Genomic DNA, 18,539 nt, shown 5'->3' on the forward strand with positions numbered 1-18,539 from the left:
GCGGTCGCTCTCGCGACGCAACACGCGCCCGAAGCGATGCTCGAGACCCTCGCCGGAAGCGCGAGGGCGCAGGGAAGGCCGGACCTCGACTGAGGCCCGTGGCCCGCCTGCGAAAAAAATGCAGGCGGCAGGAACCACAGGTTCAGCCGGACAGACCCGGCCTTCCCTGCGCGGTGGGTTGAACGTCTGCTCCGCGCTCTCCCCGGGGACCGGCTTGTTTGCCCCCGTCACCTGCGCAACCCGTCAGGTCGGCATCAGGCTTGGCGCCAGCATCGGGGCGCCAGGACCACACGGCTTGAACGTCCGCGAGTTGCCAATCGTCCAGCGCAACAGCACCTGACAGGCTCGCGGCCACCGCTCCCCGCCTCAACGTATCGTGACGACGCGTACGCCCCTCAGCATGAGGACGGGATAGAGGGAGGAGAGCATGTATTCCGATAAAACGAAAGAAGGAAATTTTTACGTCGAGATCTGGACAGAGGTGATCGTGTTGAACGCGCGGGCGATTTTTCGTTTTGGGCGCACACGCGATCTTCGATCATGAGAGGCGTTGCGGGCAGCGCTCTTGGCGGCGCCCGGGTCCGAGTCGCCCGACGGGCACGCATTGCCGGCAGCACAGGCGCAGCACGGACGAGCGCAGCGTCACCCGGGGCGCTCCCCCACAACGCGTGTGATCCCAGATATCGCTGATCCGGATCCGCAGGCAGGGGTTCGCGAAGGATCGCCCGCAGGCAAGCACCCGGCACGTGATCTGCCGAACCTTTGCTCGCGTCCCCTCGTTACTCAAACCTGACGGCGCAACCGCCATGACCGAAACGACACCACCAAGGAGGCGCCGCATGCTGATTGGGCTCACCAGCCTCCTCGTGCTCGTCCTGGCCGGTGCCGCCATTGCCGCGGGGCCGATCATGAGCCGGGTCGAACATCCCAAGTATGACGTGGTGAAGCGCGACGGCGAGTTCGAGATCCGCGCCTATGCGCCGATGATCATCGCGCAGGCGGAGGTGCAGGGCGCGCGCAGGCCGGCCATCGAGGAAGGCTTTCGCATCATCGCCGGCTACATCTTCGGCGCCAACCGTGCGAAGGCGAAGATCGCGATGACGGCCCCGGTGCAGCAGCAGGCCAGCGGCACACCACCGACGGATGGCGGGAACAGCGACCGGTGGAGCGTCAGCTTCGTGATGCCGTCGAGTTGGTCGCTGGAAACGCTGCCGCCGCCGGCCGACCGCAGGATCAAGCTGACGCCCGTCCCGGCACAGCGCATGGTCGCGTTGACCTTCTCGGGCTCCTATTCCGACGGCATCCTGGCCGAGAAAACCCGCGTGCTGCGCGACTACGCGCAACGGAAGGGACTGGCCGTGTCCGGCGCACCGCTGCTCGCCTTCTACAATCCGCCCTGGACCTTGCCCATGCTGCGGCGGAACGAGGTGATGCTGGCGTGTAGTTGTTAGCTCATTCCTATCGCCTCCAATCTTGGCAGCGTGTCAGGGGACTGATCTCTCCCTGCGTTGCCCCGGGACGCTTCTAATAAGTCGCACCGTCATGCCCGGGCTTGTCCCGGGCATCCACGCCGTCCCCGGAATACCGAACGACATGGATGGCCGGGACAAGCCCACGGCTGTCCGGTTCAGACAGACTGGACATGGTGCATGGCGTGGATTCTTCTGCGGTCTTGAGCATCGCCAAATGTTCGAGACACACCAGGAAGGTCCCGCCATGCCGCATCAGAATACAGTATTCCGAGACATTCTGAAGTTGGTCCCCTGGCATCGCTTCGAGGCGCTTGTGGACGAGCATGGCACGGACGCGCGGATTCGACGGCTTTCCACCAAAGACCAATTTGTGGCGCTGCTGTACGGCCAGCTTTCGGGGGCTTCCAGTCTGCGTGAGATTGTCACCGGGCTGTCGAGCCACACCGCGCGGCTTTATCACCTGGGTGGGGGCCCTGTCCGCCGCTCGACTTTCGCGGACGCCAATATGAATCGGCCTGCGGAGATGTTTGCCGCCCTGTTGGCCATCATGATGAAGCAGGCCCATCGCCGGTTACGCCGCAAGCTTGCCGAGACGACGTATTTGATTGATTCGACCAGCGTACGGCTGACAGAAGCCAGCGCTGGCTGGGCACGGTTCTCTACCGGTGTCTGCGGTGCCAAGGTGCATGTGATCTATGATGCCGACGCCGACCGGCCGATTTATGCGGCAATCAGCGGAGCCAACGTCAACGACAATACTGCAGCGCATCAGATGCCCATCGAGCCGGGAGCAACCTACGTCTTCGATCTCGGCTATTATGAATATGCTTGGTGGGCTCAACTGGACGCCGCCGGTTGTCGAATCGTGACCCGGTTCAAATCCAATACGCCGCTGCGGGTCGTGGAGGAGTTGCCTGTCATCGCGGATGGCAACATCCTCTCCGACCGCATCGGCTTCCTTCCACAACGCCAAGCCTACAGCCGCCGCAATCCAATGCAGACTGCGGTGCGCGAAGTGCGCGTCACCTTGGAAACGGGAAAGATCCTGCGCATCCTGTCGAACGACCTCGATGCCAGCGCTCAAGAGATCGCCGACCTCTATCGTCGCCGCTGGGCCATCGAGTTGTTCTTTCGTTGGGTCAAGCAGACCCTCAAGATCACCAGGTTCCTCGGGACTTCTGAGAACGCCGTTCGTATCCAGATCGCCGTTGCCCTGATCGCCTTCCTCTTGCTTCGCCTCGCGCAAGACCTTCAGAAGGCAATCCAAAGCCCCTTGGTCTTTGCCAGATTGGTCCGCACCAACCTCATGCATCGCCGCCCCATCGATCAATTGCTCACGGGGCCACCCCAACTTGCCAAAAACCCACAACAGTTGAGCCTCGCAATATGCGGAAGCTGAACCGGACAGCCGTGGGTCAAGCCCGGCCATCCACGCCGTGCGGCGCCCTCGGAAAAACGTGGATGCCCGGGACAAGCCCACGGCTGTCCGGTTCAGGCAGGCTGGACAAGGCGCATGGCGTGGATTCTTCTGCGGTCTTGAGCATCGCCAAATGTTCGAGACACACCAGGAAGGTCCCGCCATGCCGCATCAGAATACAGTATTCCGAGACATTCTGAAGTTGGTCCCCTGGCATCGCTTCGAGGCGCTTGTGGACGAGCATGGCACGGACGCGCGGATTCGACGGCTTTCCACCAAAGACCAATTTGTGGCGCTGCTGTACGGCCAGCTTTCGGGGGCTTCCAGTCTGCGTGAGATTGTCACCGGGCTGTCGAGCCACACCGCGCGGCTTTATCACCTGGGTGGGGGCCCTGTCCGCCGCTCGACTTTCGCGGACGCCAATATGAATCGGCCTGCGGAGATGTTTGCCGCCCTGTTGGCCATCATGATGAAGCAGGCCCATCGCCGGTTACGCCGCAAGCTTGCCGAGACGACGTATTTGATTGATTCGACCAGCGTACGGCTGACAGAAGCCAGCGCTGGCTGGGCACGGTTCTCTACCGGTGTCTGCGGTGCCAAGGTGCATGTGATCTATGATGCCGACGCCGACCGGCCGATTTATGCGGCAATCAGCGGAGCCAACGTCAACGACAATACTGCAGCGCATCAGATGCCCATCGAGCCGGGAGCAACCTACGTCTTCGATCTCGGCTATTATGAATATGCTTGGTGGGCTCAACTGGACGCCGCCGGTTGTCGAATCGTGACCCGGTTCAAATCCAATACGCCGCTGCGGGTCGTGGAGGAGTTGCCTGTCATCGCGGATGGCAACATCCTCTCCGACCGCATCGGCTTCCTTCCACAACGCCAAGCCTACAGCCGCCGCAATCCAATGCAGACTGCGGTGCGCGAAGTGCGCGTCACCTTGGAAACGGGAAAGATCCTGCGCATCCTGTCGAACGACCTCGATGCCAGCGCTCAAGAGATCGCCGACCTCTATCGTCGCCGCTGGGCCATCGAGTTGTTCTTTCGTTGGGTCAAGCAGACCCTCAAGATCACCAGGTTCCTCGGGACTTCTGAGAACGCCGTTCGTATCCAGATCGCCGTTGCCCTGATCGCCTTCCTCTTGCTTCGCCTCGCGCAAGACCTTCAGAAGGCAATCCAAAGCCCCTTGGTCTTTGCCAGATTGGTCCGCACCAACCTCATGCATCGCCGCCCCATCGATCAATTGCTCACGGGGCCACCCCAACTTGCCAAAAACCCACAACAGTTGAGCCTCGCAATATGCGGAAGCTGAACCGGACAGCCGTGGGTCAAGCCCGGCCATCCACGCCGTGCGGCGCCCTCGGAAAAACGTGGATGCCCGGGACAAGCCCACGGCTGTCCGGTTCAGGCAGGCTGGACAAGGCGCATGGCGTGGATTCTTCTGCGGTCTTGAGCATCGCCAAATGTTCGAGACACACCAGGAAGGTCCCGCCATGCCGCATCAGAATACAGTATTCCGAGACATTCTGAAGTTGGTCCCCTGGCATCGCTTCGAGGCGCTTGTGGACGAGCATGGCACGGACGCGCGGATTCGACGGCTTTCCACCAAAGACCAATTTGTGGCGCTGCTGTACGGCCAGCTTTCGGGGGCTTCCAGTCTGCGTGAGATTGTCACCGGGCTGTCGAGCCACACCGCGCGGCTTTATCACCTGGGTGGGGGCCCTGTCCGCCGCTCGACTTTCGCGGACGCCAATATGAATCGGCCTGCGGAGATGTTTGCCGCCCTGTTGGCCATCATGATGAAGCAGGCCCATCGCCGGTTACGCCGCAAGCTTGCCGAGACGACGTATTTGATTGATTCGACCAGCGTACGGCTGACAGAAGCCAGCGCTGGCTGGGCACGGTTCTCTACCGGTGTCTGCGGTGCCAAGGTGCATGTGATCTATGATGCCGACGCCGACCGGCCGATTTATGCGGCAATCAGCGGAGCCAACGTCAACGACAATACTGCAGCGCATCAGATGCCCATCGAGCCGGGAGCAACCTACGTCTTCGATCTCGGCTATTATGAATATGCTTGGTGGGCTCAACTGGACGCCGCCGGTTGTCGAATCGTGACCCGGTTCAAATCCAATACGCCGCTGCGGGTCGTGGAGGAGTTGCCTGTCATCGCGGATGGCAACATCCTCTCCGACCGCATCGGCTTCCTTCCACAACGCCAAGCCTACAGCCGCCGCAATCCAATGCAGACTGCGGTGCGCGAAGTGCGCGTCACCTTGGAAACGGGAAAGATCCTGCGCATCCTGTCGAACGACCTCGATGCCAGCGCTCAAGAGATCGCCGACCTCTATCGTCGCCGCTGGGCCATCGAGTTGTTCTTTCGTTGGGTCAAGCAGACCCTCAAGATCACCAGGTTCCTCGGGACTTCTGAGAACGCCGTTCGTATCCAGATCGCCGTTGCCCTGATCGCCTTCCTCTTGCTTCGCCTCGCGCAAGACCTTCAGAAGGCAATCCAAAGCCCCTTGGTCTTTGCCAGATTGGTCCGCACCAACCTCATGCATCGCCGCCCCATCGATCAATTGCTCACGGGGCCACCCCAACTTGCCAAAAACCCACAACAGTTGAGCCTCGCAATATGCGGAAGCTGAACCGGACAGTCGTGGGACAAGCCCGGCCATGACGCCCTGGAAGAGGGGCGCAATTTGACAGTCAGATGCCATCACCTCCTCCCCCCTCGATGATCGCCACCGCCCGCGTCCATCCGGCCGAGGCGCGCTCGATCTTGACCGGGAAGCACGACACGGTGAACCCCGTCGACGGCAGCTGCTCCAGATTGTGCAGCTTCTCCAGGTGGCAATAGCCGATGTGGCGACCGGCCTTGTGGCCTTCCCAGATCAAGGCGGCATCGTGGGTTTCGGCATATTTCTGGGCAGTGAACACGAACGGCGCGTCCCAGCTCCAGCCGTCGGTGCCGGTCAGGCGCACGCCGCGCTCGAGCAGATACATGGTCGCCTCATAGCCCATGCCGCAACCGGAATTGACGTAGTTGGCCTGTCCGAAGCGCGCGCCGGCCGAGGTATTGACGACGATGATCTCCAGCGGCGACAGCGTGTGGCCGATGCGCTTGAGCTCATCCTCGACATCCCTCGCGGTCACTACATAGCCGTCGGGGAAATGACGGAAGTCGAGCTTCACGCCCGGCTGCAGGCACCACTCCAGGGGCACCTCGTCGATGGTCCAGGCGCGCTCGCCGCGATTCATCGTCGGATGAAAATGCCAGGGCGCATCGAGATGCGTGCCGTTGTGGGTCGAAAGATTCACCTGCTCCACCGCCCAGCCCTGCCCATCCGGCAGGTCCTCGGCCTTCAGCCCGTCGAAGAACTGCAGCATGCGCGGCAGCCCCTGCTGATGGTCGATATAGGTGATGGTCGGATGATTGCCGGGCGGATCGGCGGGCACATCGTTCTGCAAGGGCACGGAGATGTCGATCAGCTTGCGGGCCATGGGCGGTCCTCTCTGATTGTCATTATTGGTTGTCGTCGTCGGCAACCGCAGCCATTGCCGACCGTGCCCGAGCCGATGAACTCGCCGGGCATCAGGGTCTCGTCCTTGCTGGTATAGGCGATCAGCTCCTCGAACGAAAACAGCATGCCGGCCGAGCGCGGCCGCGGTGAGCCGCTGCGGAGCCAGCTCAAACTGTTGAACGGCTGGGACGATCTGGACGGAACACCCATGGGGCCGATTGCGGGGCCAGAGCACCCGACCAGCCCCTGAAAGAAAGAGGCCGCCGACACAAGAAGTGCAGGCGGCCCAAGTCCAGGGAGGAAACGCCCCAAGAAGGGCTAGGTTTTACTTACTAGATCAGGAGAGTCGTGGGTATCCGGATGATACCGGAGGTTGTCATCGCGCTGCCGGGTTCCATATCCCGACCGAGATACCGTTAGACTACGCCGCCTGACGCTCCCGCACGCACGAATTCCGTGACCTTCCCGACATTGGAGTGGACCCACTCTGCCATCCGTTGCTCCAGCTGCGGCGACTGCTCGAGCGGCGCGCGGACCTCCTCGACATCGTCGGCGCGGCGCAACGCGAGCAGCGACTTGTAGGTGGCGATCTCAAATAGTGGGCGATCTCAAACTGATCGAATGCGTCGGTGGCGAAGGTGTTCTTCAGGAACTCGTCGCCGAACGGCGCAAGTTCGATCTCCGCCAAGAACGGAACCTTCTCAACGCCACATCGTCGGTGTGACAAGATGCGCGCCATCGGACCGTTTCCGACCGAGAGCGCCAGGGCTTTGTGCAGCCTGATCGACATTGGGCTCAGGTTCGATTGCGGGCGCGTGGTCGAGCTGGATCACAGCAACCGCGGCGGGGTGTTCCGGAGCGCTGCGCTGATCGCGCGCGCATGGCGAAGCGGAACTTGCCGAATCACTCGGCTGGTCAACGGGGTCGTGCATGTGGCAGCTCCGAGCCCTGAAGCGGCGTTTACTAATCCCTTCCGAGACTAGGCGATATCAACTGCGTTAATCCATGCGCGATCTCGCCGCGTGCGGCCGATTCGCCCGCAACGCGACGGACCAGCGTGTGCTTGCCATCCGTTCGTGGCCGCGCGATGACGCCTCCCGCACTGCACGCGGGATCGTGATGGACGTTCCGCCGGCATCAGCGCTCGCGCGCGCCGACGCGGTCGAGCAGTGCCGCACCGGTGCGGATGCCATTGTAGAAGCAGTCGATCGTCATGTTCTCGTTCGGCGCGTGATTGGCCTCGTCGGCATTCGCATAGGGAACGACGAAGGCGGGAACGCCGAGGATCTTGGTGAAGACGTAGTCCGGCAGACTGCCGCCGGTGCACGGAAATTCGAGCGGTGTGACGCCCTGGGCGAGCGCGATGGCATCACGCACGATCGCGCCAAAGGGCGAATCGAGCGGCACGCGCGACGGCAGCATGCCGCCGCGCCGGATGAACTCCACCTCCGGCGCGTGGCGCTTCACATGCGCCTCCACCTTCGCCAGCACGTCGTCCGGCGTCATCGCCTCGACCAGGCGGATGTCGCATTTGACGAATGCCTCGCAGGGCAGCACCGTCTTGCTGCCCGGTCCGCCATAGCCGCCGTGCAAGCCGTTGATGGTCAGCGTCGGATGGAACATCAGGCGTTCGTAGTAGCCGCGATCGGGCGGCGCATCGAGATGGCTGAGACCGAGGCTCGCCTTGGCGGCATCGATATCCAGCGGCAGGCGTTTCACGGCCGCAATGTCCAGCTCGCTCGGCGGCACGATCGCATCATGCAGACCGTCGATGGTGACCTCGCCTGCGGCATTCTTCATCGTCCCGAGCAGGTGGACCAACGTCCAGATCGGATTCGGCACGATGCCGCCGAGATTGCCGGAATGCACGTCGCGGCTGGCGTGCCTGGCGCGCAGCTCGAACGAGCACATGCCGCGCACGCCATAGGTCATGGTCGGCCGCCCCGAAGGGTGCATCGGCCCGTCCGCGGTGACGACGAAGTCGGCTTTCAGCCGGTCCCTGTTGGCGGCGACGAAATCGGCGATGCGCGGGCTGCCGATCTCCTCCTCGCCTTCGAGCAGAAGGATCACATTGCAGGGCAGCTCGCCATGCACTCGGAGATGGGATTCGATCGCCATGAGCTGCGCGAAATGCTGGCCCTTGTTGTCGCCGATGCCGCGCGCATAGATGCGGCCGTCGCGGATGGTCGGCTCGAACGGCGGGCTCAGCCACAGCTCCAGCGGATCCGGCGGCTGCACGTCGTAGTGGCCGTAGAGCAGCACGGTCGGTGCGCCCGGCTTCTTCTGCCAGCGTCCGAGCACCATCGGATGTCCTGCCGTCGGCACCGTCTCGGCATCGAGTCCGATCTCCCGCAGCATCCTCACCAGCAGCGCGGCGACCTCGGAGATGCCGACATTGTGAGCGCTGATCGAGGGATGCCGGACATAGTCCATCACGCGAGCCAGGAAATCCTGCTTTTGATTCTCGATGTGAGCGAACACCGCCTTCAGGCCAGCAGATGGACGCGGCAGGCTACGCTCTTCATTCATGATGTCGGCTTTCGGCGCGTGCAATGGAAGGACAGGCTCATGTTCGATCGAATTGGACCGAAAAGCAAATCACGCGCGGAGCGAGCCCCGCGCGTGATCGATTGACCGCTCGATGCGGCGCGATGCTCAACCCTTGACGGCCGTGACCACGATCTCGATCAGCGCGCCGCCGCCGAGATCGGAGACGCCGACCGTGGCGCGGACCGGCAGGTCGTCACCGAAGAACGCGGTCCAGGCCGCATCCATCTCCTTCTTCTTCGACAGGTCGGTGACGAAGATCTGGCCGGAGACGACGCGCGACCGGTCGGTGCCGGCCTCCTTCAGGAAGCCGTCGATCTTGCCGAGGATGTTGCGGGTCTGCTCGCCCATCGACACCGAGGTGTCGTCGGCGATGGTGCCGCCGATGAAGACGAAGCCATTGGCCTCGACGATGCGGTGATGAATGGCGGAGCGGATCTTGCGGGTGATCGTCATCATGTCCTCATGTCGTTGATGAAAGAGTGGAAGTCTGAAAGCGCGCGACGCTGAGACCGCCGATGCGCGTCTGGGTGCCGCCATGGGCGATCAGCTCGGCCATCACGGCGCCGGCGCCGGGGCCGAGCTGGAAGCCGTGCGCGGAGAAGCCGAACTGGTGATACAGCCCGTCGTGAACGGCGCTCGGCCCGAACACCGGAATGTCGTCGCGCATGCGTGCCTCGATGCCGGCCCAGGCGCGCACGATGGTCGCGCTGCGCATGACAGCGAACAGCTCCGCGACGGTGCGCGCGCTCTCCGACAGCTTGCGCCAGTCGAGCACGGTCTCGTTGCGGTCCTGATCGGGGATGGCGAGGTGTCCACCGCCGATCAGCACCGTGCCGTTGGGGAACTGCTTGAACGACAGCTTGCGGCCGCGCAGGATCACGACGGGATCGATGAAGTGCGCCACCGGCGAGGTGATCATCAGCATCGGCGCGATGGTCTCGACCGGCACCGGCTCGCCGAATTGCGCGGCGATCCGTCCGGCCCAGGCGCCGGCGGCGTTGACCAGCACCGGGGCGGCAAACGTCTCGGAGCCGACGTCGACAAGCCAGAGCTTGCCGTCCTTGCGGATGTTCGCCGCAGCCACGCCCTCGCGAATGAGCGCGCCGAGCTGCTCCGCCTTGCGGCGGAACGCCGTCGTGGTGCGCGCAGGCTGCGCCGCGCCGTCCCGGCGAGATACAACGCCGCCCGGACAGCTCTCCGCCACGGCAGGCACGAGGCGACGCAATTCCGAGCCGTCGATCAGCTCCTCATGGCTGAAGCCGCGTGCGTTGAGATCGGCGACGCGGACGCGGCAGGCGTCGAGCTCCGAATCGTTCTCGGCGACCAGCACCTGGCCAAAACTCTCGAAACCGCAATCATCGTCGACGAGGTCGCTGATGGTCTCCCAGATGCCCATCGAGCGGATCGACAGCGGAATCTCCGCGACGTCGCGCGCGAGCTGCCGCACGCCGCCGGCGTTGACACCGGAGGCGTGGCGGCCGGCATAATCCTTCTCGATCAGCACCGGCTTCAGCCCGGCGAGACACAGATGCAGCGCGGTGGAGCAGCCGTGGATGCCGCCACCCACGATGATGGCATCCGTCTTCACGGTCATCCGCGCACCACGGCCTTGGTCGCCTCTTCGGTCTTCGGTAGGCCTGCCAGCTCGGACAGCATGATCGGCTTCACCGGCGCGCGCAGCCGGTAGTAGCCGATCTCCTGCGGGGTCTTGCCGCGCGCCTGCGCCATCAGCTCGGTGACCGTGAGGCCACACAGCCGGCCCTGGCACGGCCCCATGCCGGTGCGGCGATAGGCCTTGAGCTGGTTCGGTCCGGTGGCGCCGATCGCGACGGAGTCGAGCACATCTCTGGCGGTGATCTCCTCGCAGCGGCACACGATGGTGTCGCCTTGAGGAATACGGAACTGCTTTGCCGGCTGGAATAGAACGTCGAGGAAGGCGCGAGCGCGCTCGGCACGTTTCAACTGCGCTGAATGGTCCAGAACCTGTGCCTGGGGCCGCAGCGCCTTGATGGCGCTTGCTGCCGCGATACGGCCCCGCCACAGCGCCGCCTGCGCGCCGCCGATGCCGGCGCCATCCCCGGCAATGGCGATGCCGGGAATGGAGCTGTTACCAAGGGCATCCAGCACCGGAGTCCAGCACAGTTGCAGCTCGTTCCAGCGATGCTCCACGCCGGCGGCCATCGCGAGATTCACATTGGGGACCACGCCCTGATGCAGCAGCAACAACTCGGCCGCCAGCGTCTCGCGCTTGCCGCCCGCCGTGGCGTAGCTGACCGCCGAGAGCTCGTCATCGCCCTCTGCCACGAGCTCGGTCACACCGCTGGTGATGCGCACCTTGGCGCGCACCTCACGCATCATCGCAAGCCCCTTGCCGAAATAGGGCGAGGTCAGGAACGCGAAGGCATGCGGCAGCGCCGCGATGTAGTTGGCACGCGGCGTGGTGTCGAGAATGCGGTCGATGCGGCCACCGAGGCGCAGGATCTGCGCCGCGAGCAGCCACAGCAGCGGCCCCTGCCCGGCGATCACGGTCGGACCATCCGGCACCAGCCCGGACGATTTCAGCATCGTCTGCGCGGCACCGGCCGTCATCACACCGGGCAGGGTCCAGCCTTGTATCGGGAACGGCCGCTCCTGCGCCCCGGTCGCGATGATGACTCGCCTCGCCTTGATGAAGGCCGAACCGCCGCCGATGGAAACACCGAGTTCGAGATTGCGATCGAGGCTCCACACCGTGGCGCGAGGGATGATCTCGGCGCCGCTGGTCTCCGCGGCTTTCGCGATCTCGGCGCCCGACCAATAGTCGGTGCCGAGCAGCGCCTCGCGCTTCACCGGCGTCGCATGGATCGCGCGCCAGACCTGCCCGCCCGGGCCCGCATTCTCGTCGAGCAGCAAGGTCGACAGGCCGGCGCCGGCGGTCGCGGCCGTCGCGGCCAGCCCGGCAGGACCGGCGCCGATCACCACGACGTCATATTCATCATGCTTCGGCGCCGCGCTCATTTGCCGATCTCCCGCTTGCCCTTCTGGATCTCGATCTGCATGCCCTCGGCGACCGGCACGAGACAGCCTTGCCGGTTGCCGACGCCATCGATGGTGACGAGACAGTCGAAGCACACGCCCATCATGCAATAGGGCAGGCGCCTTGCGCCGCTCACCGCAGTGGCGCGCCGGACGTCGAGGCCGGAGGCGAGCAGCGCCGCCGACACGGAGTCACCCTCGCGCGCGGCAATCGGCTGGCCCTCGACATGGATCGTCACCGATCCCCTCGCATCACCCTCAGTTCGTTTGAACATCATCGTCTCCATGGCGCCCTGCGCCGTCATCTCTCAGTAGTAGCCACTGCCGCCCGCTCCCGCTTCGCTGTCGAAGCGGCGGGCTGTGAACGCGCCGACCAGCTCCGGCTCCAGCGCGCCGTCCTTGACCATGCGCGCGATGTCGAAGGCGTGGTTCGCCGCGAGCGTCACGCCGGAATGGCAGCAGGCGACGAAGGCGCCCGGGTGGGTCTCCGACTGCTCGTAGATCGGAAAGCCGTCCTTCGGCATCACGCGGATGCCGGTCCAGCTTCTGACGACGTTGAGGCGCGCCAGATGCGGGAAGGTGCGCTGGGCGCGATCGGCCATGACCGCGTTGACGGAAAAGTTCTGCACGCGGTCGTCGAGCTCGTCCTCCTTGCTGTCGCCGATCATCACCGTGCCCTCGTCTGTCTGGCGGATCGTGGTCAGCGGATGCGGCAGGAACGGCATCGTGCGCTCGGTCACGACGATCTGGCCGCGCGTCGGCCCCATCGGCGCGGACAGCCCGACCATCGGCGCCAGGGTCTGGTTGGCATTTCCTGCCGCGAGCACGACCTTGGTCGCACGGATCTCGCCTTGCGCCGTCGTCAGCCTGAACTCATTGCCGTCCCGCGCGATCGCACCGACCGCGCGCTCCGGCAGATAGTCGACGCCGAACTGCCTCATGCCGGCGTGCAGGGCGCGGAAGGTGCGCAGCGAATTCACATGACCGTCATAGGGACAGAAGCTGCCGCCGGAGACCTCCGGGCCGATCAGCGGCAGCATCTTCTTCACCTCGGACGCCGGCAGCATCTCCATCTGATAGTCGGCGGCACCGACCTGGTTGTGCATGCGCGCGACGAGCTGGGTGCGCTGCGCGTACTCGGCCTCGCCGAGGGTGAGATGAAAGCCGCCGTTCTGCTGCAGCACCACATCGAGGCCGGTCTGCGCCTTCAGCTCTTCGGCGAGCTTCGGCCACGCCTTGGAGCCGCGCACCGTCCAGCCGGTGTAGGCCGGCATGCCCAGGCCCTTGCTCTGCACCCAGACCAGCGCGAAGTTGGCGCGCGAGGCACGCTTGGCGATATCGCCCTCGTCGAGCACCGCGACGCGCTGGCCGAGCCGGCCCAATCCCCAGGCAATCGCAGAGCCGAGCAGGCCGCCGCCGACGACGGCGACGTCATAGTCTTTCGTCATAAGGTCTCCTATCGTCCGGCGTCGCCGCCTTTGGCGGTCAGCACGCGGTCGAGCCCGTAGAAGCGATCGAGCAGGATCAGGACGGTCATGGTGACGGCGATGACGCTTGCCGACACCGACGTCACCAGCGGATCGATGTTGTCCTGGATGTAGAGGAACATACGCACCGGCAAGGTCTCGGTGCCGGGCGTCGCCAGGAACACGGTCATGGTCAGATCGTCGAACGACTGGATGAAGGCGAGCATCCAGCCGCTCACGATGCCGGGCAGGATCGCGGGCAAGGTGACGCGGCGAAACATGGTCCAGCCGTCGGCGCCGAGCGAGATCGCGGCCATCTCGATCGACCGGTCCATGCCGGTCGCGGCCGCAAGCGTCAGCCGCAGCGCGAACGGAAACACCACGACGACATGGGCGATCACCAGCGCCACGAACGTGCCGCCGATGCCGACGGAGGTGAAGAAGCGCAGGAAGGCGATGCCGAGCACGACGTGCGGGATCATCAAGGGTGACAGGAACAGCGCCGACAGCGCGTCACGGCCGCGGAAGCGATAGCGGCTGATCGCCAGCGCCGCCGGCACCGCGAACAAGAGCGCCACGCACGACGACAGCGCGCCGAGCCACAGGCTCACGCCGAAGGCGTGGACGAATTCCGGATAGTCGGCGAGCGCCCTGAACCAGCGCAGCGAGAAGCTGGTGATCGGGATCGACAGGAAACCTTCCGGTGTGAACGCGACCCAGCACACGACGACGATTGGCGCCACCATGAAGACGACGAAGACGGCATGGAAGATCAGCGCCAGTGGGCCGTTCCTGCTCATCGGAACACCTCCTGGTAGCGGCGCTCGATCAGCGCGTTGGAGCCGACGACGATCAGGACGAGCGCGATCAGCAGCAGCACGGCAACCGCGGCGCCGAGCGGCCAGTTCAGCGTATTGAGGAACTCGTCATAGGCGAGCGTCGCCGCGACCTTGAGCCTGCGGCCGCCGATGATCGCCGGCGTCGCAAACGCGCTTGCGGACAGCGAGAATACGATGATGGCGCCCGACAGCACGCCCGGCATGATCTGCGGCAGCACGATGCGGCGGACCACCGTCAGCGAGCTTGCCCCCAGCGACAGCGCCGCGTTCTCGACCTGCGGATCGAGCCGCTGCAGCGCGGTCCACACCGCGAGCACCATGAACGGCATCATCGCATGCGCCAGCGCGATCACCATGCCGGTCTCGGTGAACATGAACCTGATGGGTGACTCGATCAGGCCGAGCGCCATCAGCAGCTTGTTGGCGAGCCCGTTGTTGCCGCCGAACAGGAGTGCCCAGCCGAGGGTGCGCGCGACGACCGAGATCAGCAGCGGGCCGATGATCACCAGCAGGAAGAGGCCCTTCCACGGCCCCTGCATGCGGTTGAGGATGTAGGCCTCCGGCACGCCGAACACCGCCGTGATCGAGGTCGCCAGCACCGCGACGCGGAAGGTGCGCCAGAACATCTCCGCGTAGTAGGGATCGTCCACGATCTCGCGCCAGTTCTTCAGGATGAACACCGGCTCGATGCCCTTGTACTGGCCCCAATCGTGGAACGACAGCATCACGGTCATCGCCAGCGGGATCACCACGACGCCCAGGAACAGCATCAAGGCCGGCAGCGCCAGGGAAAGCCCGGCCCGCGTCTCCGACGGGTTGGACGCGATGGTCGCGCTCATGCTGCGGCCTTCGCGGCGCGCAGGCTCATGTCCGAGACCTGCCAGACGAGATGCACCGCGGCGCCCTGCTCCGGCTGCGGCAGGCCGTCATTCTGGCGGATCACGATGGCGGGCCCGCATTCGGTGTCGCATTGGAACAGCCAATGATTGCCCTGGAAGATGCGGCTCGTGATGCGCCCCGCAAGACCGGCGTCGCCGAAATTGATGCGCTCGGGCCGGACGCTGACGGCGACGGAGCCGGCGACGCCGGCCGGCGCCGGCGCGCTCCACGATCCCGCGACCAGCCTGGCCTGCCCGGAGGCGCAATCCACCATCGCGGCAAACTCGTTGGTCTTGCCGAGAAACTGCGCAACGAAGGCCGAGGCCGGCTGCTCGTAGACCTGCTGCGGCGTGCCGATCTGCTCGATCCTGCCCTTGCTCATCACCACGATGCGGTCGGACAGCGACATCGCCTCGATCTGATCATGGGTGACGAGGATGGTCGTAGTGCCGAGGTCGCGCTGGATCTGGCGCAGCTCGATCTGCATGTCCTCGCGCAGGCGCGCATCGAGATTGGACAGGGGCTCATCGAGCAGCAGCAGGCTCGGCCGGATCACCAGCGCGCGCGCGAGCGCCACGCGCTGCTGCTGGCCGCCGGACATGCGGCGAGGATGACGGTCCTCATAGCCGGCAAGGCCGACCAGCGCGAGCGCCGATCGTACGCGCTCCTCGCGTTCCTTGCGCGCGACTTTGCGCATCTCCAGACCGAACGCGACGTTCTCGGCGGCGGTCATGTGAGGAAACAGCGCGTAGCTCTGGAACACGATGCCGAGGCCGCGCTTCGCCGGTGGCACCGCGACGAGATCCCTGCCCTCGAGGCGGATCGCACCATGTGAGGGATCGAGGAAGCCCGCGATCATCTGCAACGTGGTGGTCTTGCCGCAGCCGGAGGGGCCGAGGAACGAGATGAACTCGCCCTTGGCGACGCCGAGGCTGAACTCTTCGACGGCCGTGTTGGGGCCGAAGGACTTGCCGACGCGGTCGAGTTCGAGGAGGGACATGCTTTGGATCCAGATGGGCGAGGAATACTGGCGCTCCGCGCACGGTGCACCTCCCTTCCCCTTTAGGGGAAGGGAGAACACCGCCGTCAACGAGAGAGGCTCGCAACAAGCAACCGGTTAGCGCTCGACCTCGCGATTCCAGCGCTTGGTCCATTCCTCGCGCTTCTCGTTGACCACGCTCCAATCGGGCGCATAGACCTTGGCGGCGCGTTCGCCGATCGGCGCCATCGCGCCCACGCCCTCGGGGATCACGACGGATTTCACGACCGGGCCGTAGCCATATTCCTTCAGCATCGTGAGCTGGATCTTCGGATCGAGCAGCAGCTTGATGAAGCTCGAGGCCAGCGGCGAGACCGACGGCTTGGCGATCGGACACGCCGTCGTCAGCAGGCTCACGGCACCTTCTTTCGGATAGACGAAATCGACCGGAAAGCCGGTGTTGGCGAAGCTCTGCACGCGACCGCTGCCCCACACCGCGATGACCGCCTGCCCCGATTGGAACAGCTCGGTCATCTTGCCGGGCGACGGCTCGTAGGCCAATACGTTGGGATTGATGTCATTCTTGAAGATCTTGAAACCGGCATCGACATTGCTCTCGCTGCCGCCGTTCATCTTCGCCAGCATCAGAAGCACGTTGAGGCCGTAGGTGTTGTTGATCGGCGGAATGACGAGCAGTTGCTTGTATTTCGGATCCTTGAGATCGTTCCACGAGGTCGGCGCGGCCCAGCCCTTCTCGGCAAACACCTTCTTGTTGTACATCAGGCCGGTGGCGACCAGGCCGATGGCGACCGCCTTGTCATCCTTGAAGCGCGCGACCTCCAGCAGATCGCCGGGCAGTCCGGTGACCTTGTCGCAGAAGCCGAGCTGGATCGCCTGGTACATCGGGCCGTCATCGACGATCGCGACGTCGATCTGCTGGTTGCCCTTCTGCGCCTGCAGCTTGGCGAGGGTGTCGGTGGAGTTGCCGGCGACGTATTCGACCTTGACGCCGTTGGCCTGCTCGAACGGCGGGATCACCTCCTCGCGGATCGTCTTCTCGAACGAGCCGCCATAGCCGGCGACATAGAGCGTCTTCTGCTGAGCCCAGACCTGCGAGGCTGAGGCCAGGACGGCGACGCTGACCGCCATCAGGAGTTTAGGGTGCTTCATTGGACCGATCTCCATCATCTTGGATAAAAGACGGTATTAAAAAACCGTCCCAGGGAGATCGGCTTGCCCGATGGCATCCGCAGATCCAGGAAAGCCGGAGCTGAAGAGCCTAAAAAACGAGCCTTCCCTCACCCTGCCAAAAAAGATCGCAGCAGAGGCTTTGATCGTCCAATGAATAATGACACCCTATTCATACGCGAATGTTATGGATGAAAACGTATGGCGCGGATCAACTCAAGGCAGGTCGAAGCCTTCCGGGCGATGATGCTGAGCGGCAGCGTGACGGAAGCGGCCAAGCTGATGGCGGTGACGCAGCCGGCGGTCAGCCGGCTGCTGCGCGACCTGCAGGCGCTGCTCAAGATGGAGTTGTTCGAGCGTCGCGGCACCGGCCTGGTGCCGACCGCGGCAGCGACGGCGCTCTACATGGAGGTCGAGCGCTCCTTCGTCGGGCTCGATCGCATCACCGCGGCCGCTGAGGAGATCCGTGGCCGACGCACCGGGACGCTGCGCATTGCCGCGCTCCCCGCGCTTGCCAATGGCTATCTGCCGCGGCTCGCGGGCCACTTCCTGCAGGAGCGCCCGAACCTCAACCTCGCCTTCTTCGGCGTGATCTCGCCGATCGTGATCGACTGGGTGCTGAACGCGCAATGTGACGTCGGCTTTGCCGAGGTGCCGATCGCCCATGCCGGGCTTCCGAGCATCAAGCTGCCGGCGCTGCCGCGCGTCGCCGTTCTCCCAGCAGGCCACCGGCTTTGCGCGAAGACGATCTTGGTGCCGCGCGACTTCGATGGGGAGACCTTCATCTCGCTCTCGTCAGGCTCCACCAGCCGTCATCTGATCGATCAGATCTTCCATCGCGAGGATGTCAGGCGCGTGCTGCGGGTCGAGACGACGCTGTCGGAAATCATGTGCGGGATGGTGTCGTCGGGACTGGGCGTCTCGATTTGCGATCCGTTCACCGCGCGCGAATTCGACGGCCGTGGCGTGGTGATGCGGCCCTTCGCGCCGCGCATCGATTTCGAATTCGCCGCGGTGTTTCCGCCGCAGCGCAGCCCCTCGCCGGTGGCGCTGGATCTTGTCCAGTCGGTGCGACAGGCCCTGGAAGAGCTCGGCCGATCGTCGATCCCTGGAGAAACAGGGGAAGGTCTGGTGGGCGAACTTAGGACTCGCTGATTGTGATCGAGAGTTCTGCCGGTTTGACGGCAGGATTTGATTGCATCGG

The 18,539-nt window shown here is 64.4% G+C and carries 17 protein-coding genes and 1 pseudogene; 6 read left to right on the forward strand and 12 right to left on the reverse strand.

From position 1 onward, the window contains the following. Window positions 1–839 precede the first annotated feature (839 nt). The 4 genes from QW845_RS22640 (at window position 840) to QW845_RS22655 (ending at window position 5,543) form a co-directional block, all read left to right on the forward strand. Window positions 840–1,451, forward strand: a complete 612-nt coding sequence (locus QW845_RS22640) for a heme-binding protein (RefSeq protein WP_315803738.1) — start codon at window positions 840–842, stop codon at window positions 1,449–1,451. Between the two features lie 265 nt (window positions 1,452–1,716). After that, on the forward strand, window positions 1,717–2,871 hold the full coding sequence (locus tag QW845_RS22645; protein ID WP_315800429.1) for an IS4 family transposase: 1,155 nt from the start codon (window positions 1,717–1,719) through the stop codon (window positions 2,869–2,871). 181 nt (window positions 2,872–3,052) lie between these two features. Beyond that, a complete protein-coding gene (locus QW845_RS22650) occupies window positions 3,053–4,207 on the forward strand; it encodes an IS4 family transposase (protein ID WP_315800429.1) in 1,155 nt (384 codons plus the stop codon). Window positions 4,208–4,388: 181 nt separating this feature from the next. Then, complete coding sequence (locus QW845_RS22655; RefSeq protein ID WP_315800429.1) at window positions 4,389–5,543, forward strand: IS4 family transposase; 1,155 nt, start codon at window positions 4,389–4,391, stop codon at window positions 5,541–5,543. Between the two features lie 61 nt (window positions 5,544–5,604). On the opposite strand, the gene QW845_RS22660 is transcribed toward QW845_RS22655, so the two are convergent. Both QW845_RS22660 and QW845_RS22665 read right to left on the reverse strand, forming a co-directional pair. Further along, window positions 5,605–6,399 (reverse strand): cyclase family protein, encoded by a 795-nt coding sequence (locus QW845_RS22660; RefSeq protein WP_315803739.1) that lies wholly within the window; start codon window positions 6,397–6,399, stop codon window positions 5,605–5,607. 44 nt (window positions 6,400–6,443) lie between these two features. Further along, window positions 6,444–6,557: pseudogene (locus QW845_RS22665) on the reverse strand (fumarylacetoacetate hydrolase family protein); the annotation flags it as partial. Between the two features lie 460 nt (window positions 6,558–7,017). Here QW845_RS22665 and QW845_RS22670 point away from each other — a divergent pair. Continuing rightward, window positions 7,018–7,143 (forward strand): hypothetical protein, encoded by a 126-nt coding sequence (locus tag QW845_RS22670; RefSeq protein WP_315803740.1) that lies wholly within the window; start codon window positions 7,018–7,020, stop codon window positions 7,141–7,143. Between the two features lie 413 nt (window positions 7,144–7,556). On the opposite strand, the gene QW845_RS22675 is transcribed toward QW845_RS22670, so the two are convergent. The 10 genes from QW845_RS22675 to QW845_RS22720 all read right to left on the reverse strand — a co-directional run bounded on the left by QW845_RS22675 (window position 7,557) and on the right by QW845_RS22720 (window position 17,317). Continuing rightward, window positions 7,557–8,948 (reverse strand): M20/M25/M40 family metallo-hydrolase, encoded by a 1,392-nt coding sequence (locus tag QW845_RS22675; RefSeq protein WP_315803741.1) that lies wholly within the window; start codon window positions 8,946–8,948, stop codon window positions 7,557–7,559. Window positions 8,949–9,074: 126 nt separating this feature from the next. Next, window positions 9,075–9,422, reverse strand: coding sequence for a RidA family protein (locus tag QW845_RS22680; protein WP_315752792.1), 348 nt, complete (start codon window positions 9,420–9,422; stop codon window positions 9,075–9,077). 7 nt (window positions 9,423–9,429) lie between these two features. Next, a complete protein-coding gene (locus tag QW845_RS22685; RefSeq protein WP_315803742.1) occupies window positions 9,430–10,563 on the reverse strand; it encodes an FAD-dependent oxidoreductase in 1,134 nt (377 codons plus the stop codon). Continuing rightward, window positions 10,560–11,966, reverse strand: coding sequence for an FAD-dependent oxidoreductase (locus QW845_RS22690; RefSeq protein ID WP_315803743.1), 1,407 nt, complete (start codon window positions 11,964–11,966; stop codon window positions 10,560–10,562). Before QW845_RS22690 ends, QW845_RS22685 begins: the two co-directional genes overlap by 4 nt. After that, window positions 11,963–12,259 (reverse strand): (2Fe-2S)-binding protein, encoded by a 297-nt coding sequence (locus QW845_RS22695; RefSeq protein ID WP_315803744.1) that lies wholly within the window; start codon window positions 12,257–12,259, stop codon window positions 11,963–11,965. The genes QW845_RS22690 and QW845_RS22695 overlap by 4 nt, the downstream gene beginning before the upstream one ends. Before the next feature lie 33 nt (window positions 12,260–12,292). After that, on the reverse strand, window positions 12,293–13,432 hold the full coding sequence (locus tag QW845_RS22700; RefSeq protein ID WP_315803745.1) for an FAD-dependent oxidoreductase: 1,140 nt from the start codon (window positions 13,430–13,432) through the stop codon (window positions 12,293–12,295). Window positions 13,433–13,440: 8 nt separating this feature from the next. Next, window positions 13,441–14,250: an ABC transporter permease gene (locus QW845_RS22705; RefSeq protein WP_315803746.1), complete on the reverse strand. Its 810-nt coding sequence runs from the start codon at window positions 14,248–14,250 to the stop codon at window positions 13,441–13,443. Next, on the reverse strand, window positions 14,247–15,128 hold the full coding sequence (locus QW845_RS22710; protein ID WP_315803747.1) for an ABC transporter permease: 882 nt from the start codon (window positions 15,126–15,128) through the stop codon (window positions 14,247–14,249). Before QW845_RS22710 ends, QW845_RS22705 begins: the two co-directional genes overlap by 4 nt. Then, the gene (locus QW845_RS22715) at window positions 15,125–16,168 is read right to left on the reverse strand and encodes an ABC transporter ATP-binding protein (protein ID WP_315803748.1); all 1,044 of its coding nucleotides are present in this window, start codon (window positions 16,166–16,168) and stop codon (window positions 15,125–15,127) included. The genes QW845_RS22710 and QW845_RS22715 overlap by 4 nt, the downstream gene beginning before the upstream one ends. A gap of 117 nt (window positions 16,169–16,285) precedes the next feature. Further along, window positions 16,286–17,317 (reverse strand): ABC transporter substrate-binding protein, encoded by a 1,032-nt coding sequence (locus tag QW845_RS22720; RefSeq protein WP_315803749.1) that lies wholly within the window; start codon window positions 17,315–17,317, stop codon window positions 16,286–16,288. Window positions 17,318–17,536: 219 nt separating this feature from the next. Between QW845_RS22720 and QW845_RS22725 the strand changes: the two genes are divergently transcribed. Then, window positions 17,537–18,490 carry a LysR substrate-binding domain-containing protein gene (locus QW845_RS22725; RefSeq protein ID WP_315803750.1) on the forward strand — a complete coding sequence of 318 codons (954 nt, stop codon included), beginning with the start codon at window positions 17,537–17,539 and terminating at the stop codon, window positions 18,488–18,490. Window positions 18,491–18,539 lie beyond the last annotated feature (49 nt).

This window comes from Bradyrhizobium sp. SZCCHNS3002, assembly GCF_032377435.1.
Taxonomy (GTDB): Bacteria; Pseudomonadota; Alphaproteobacteria; order Rhizobiales; family Xanthobacteraceae; genus Bradyrhizobium.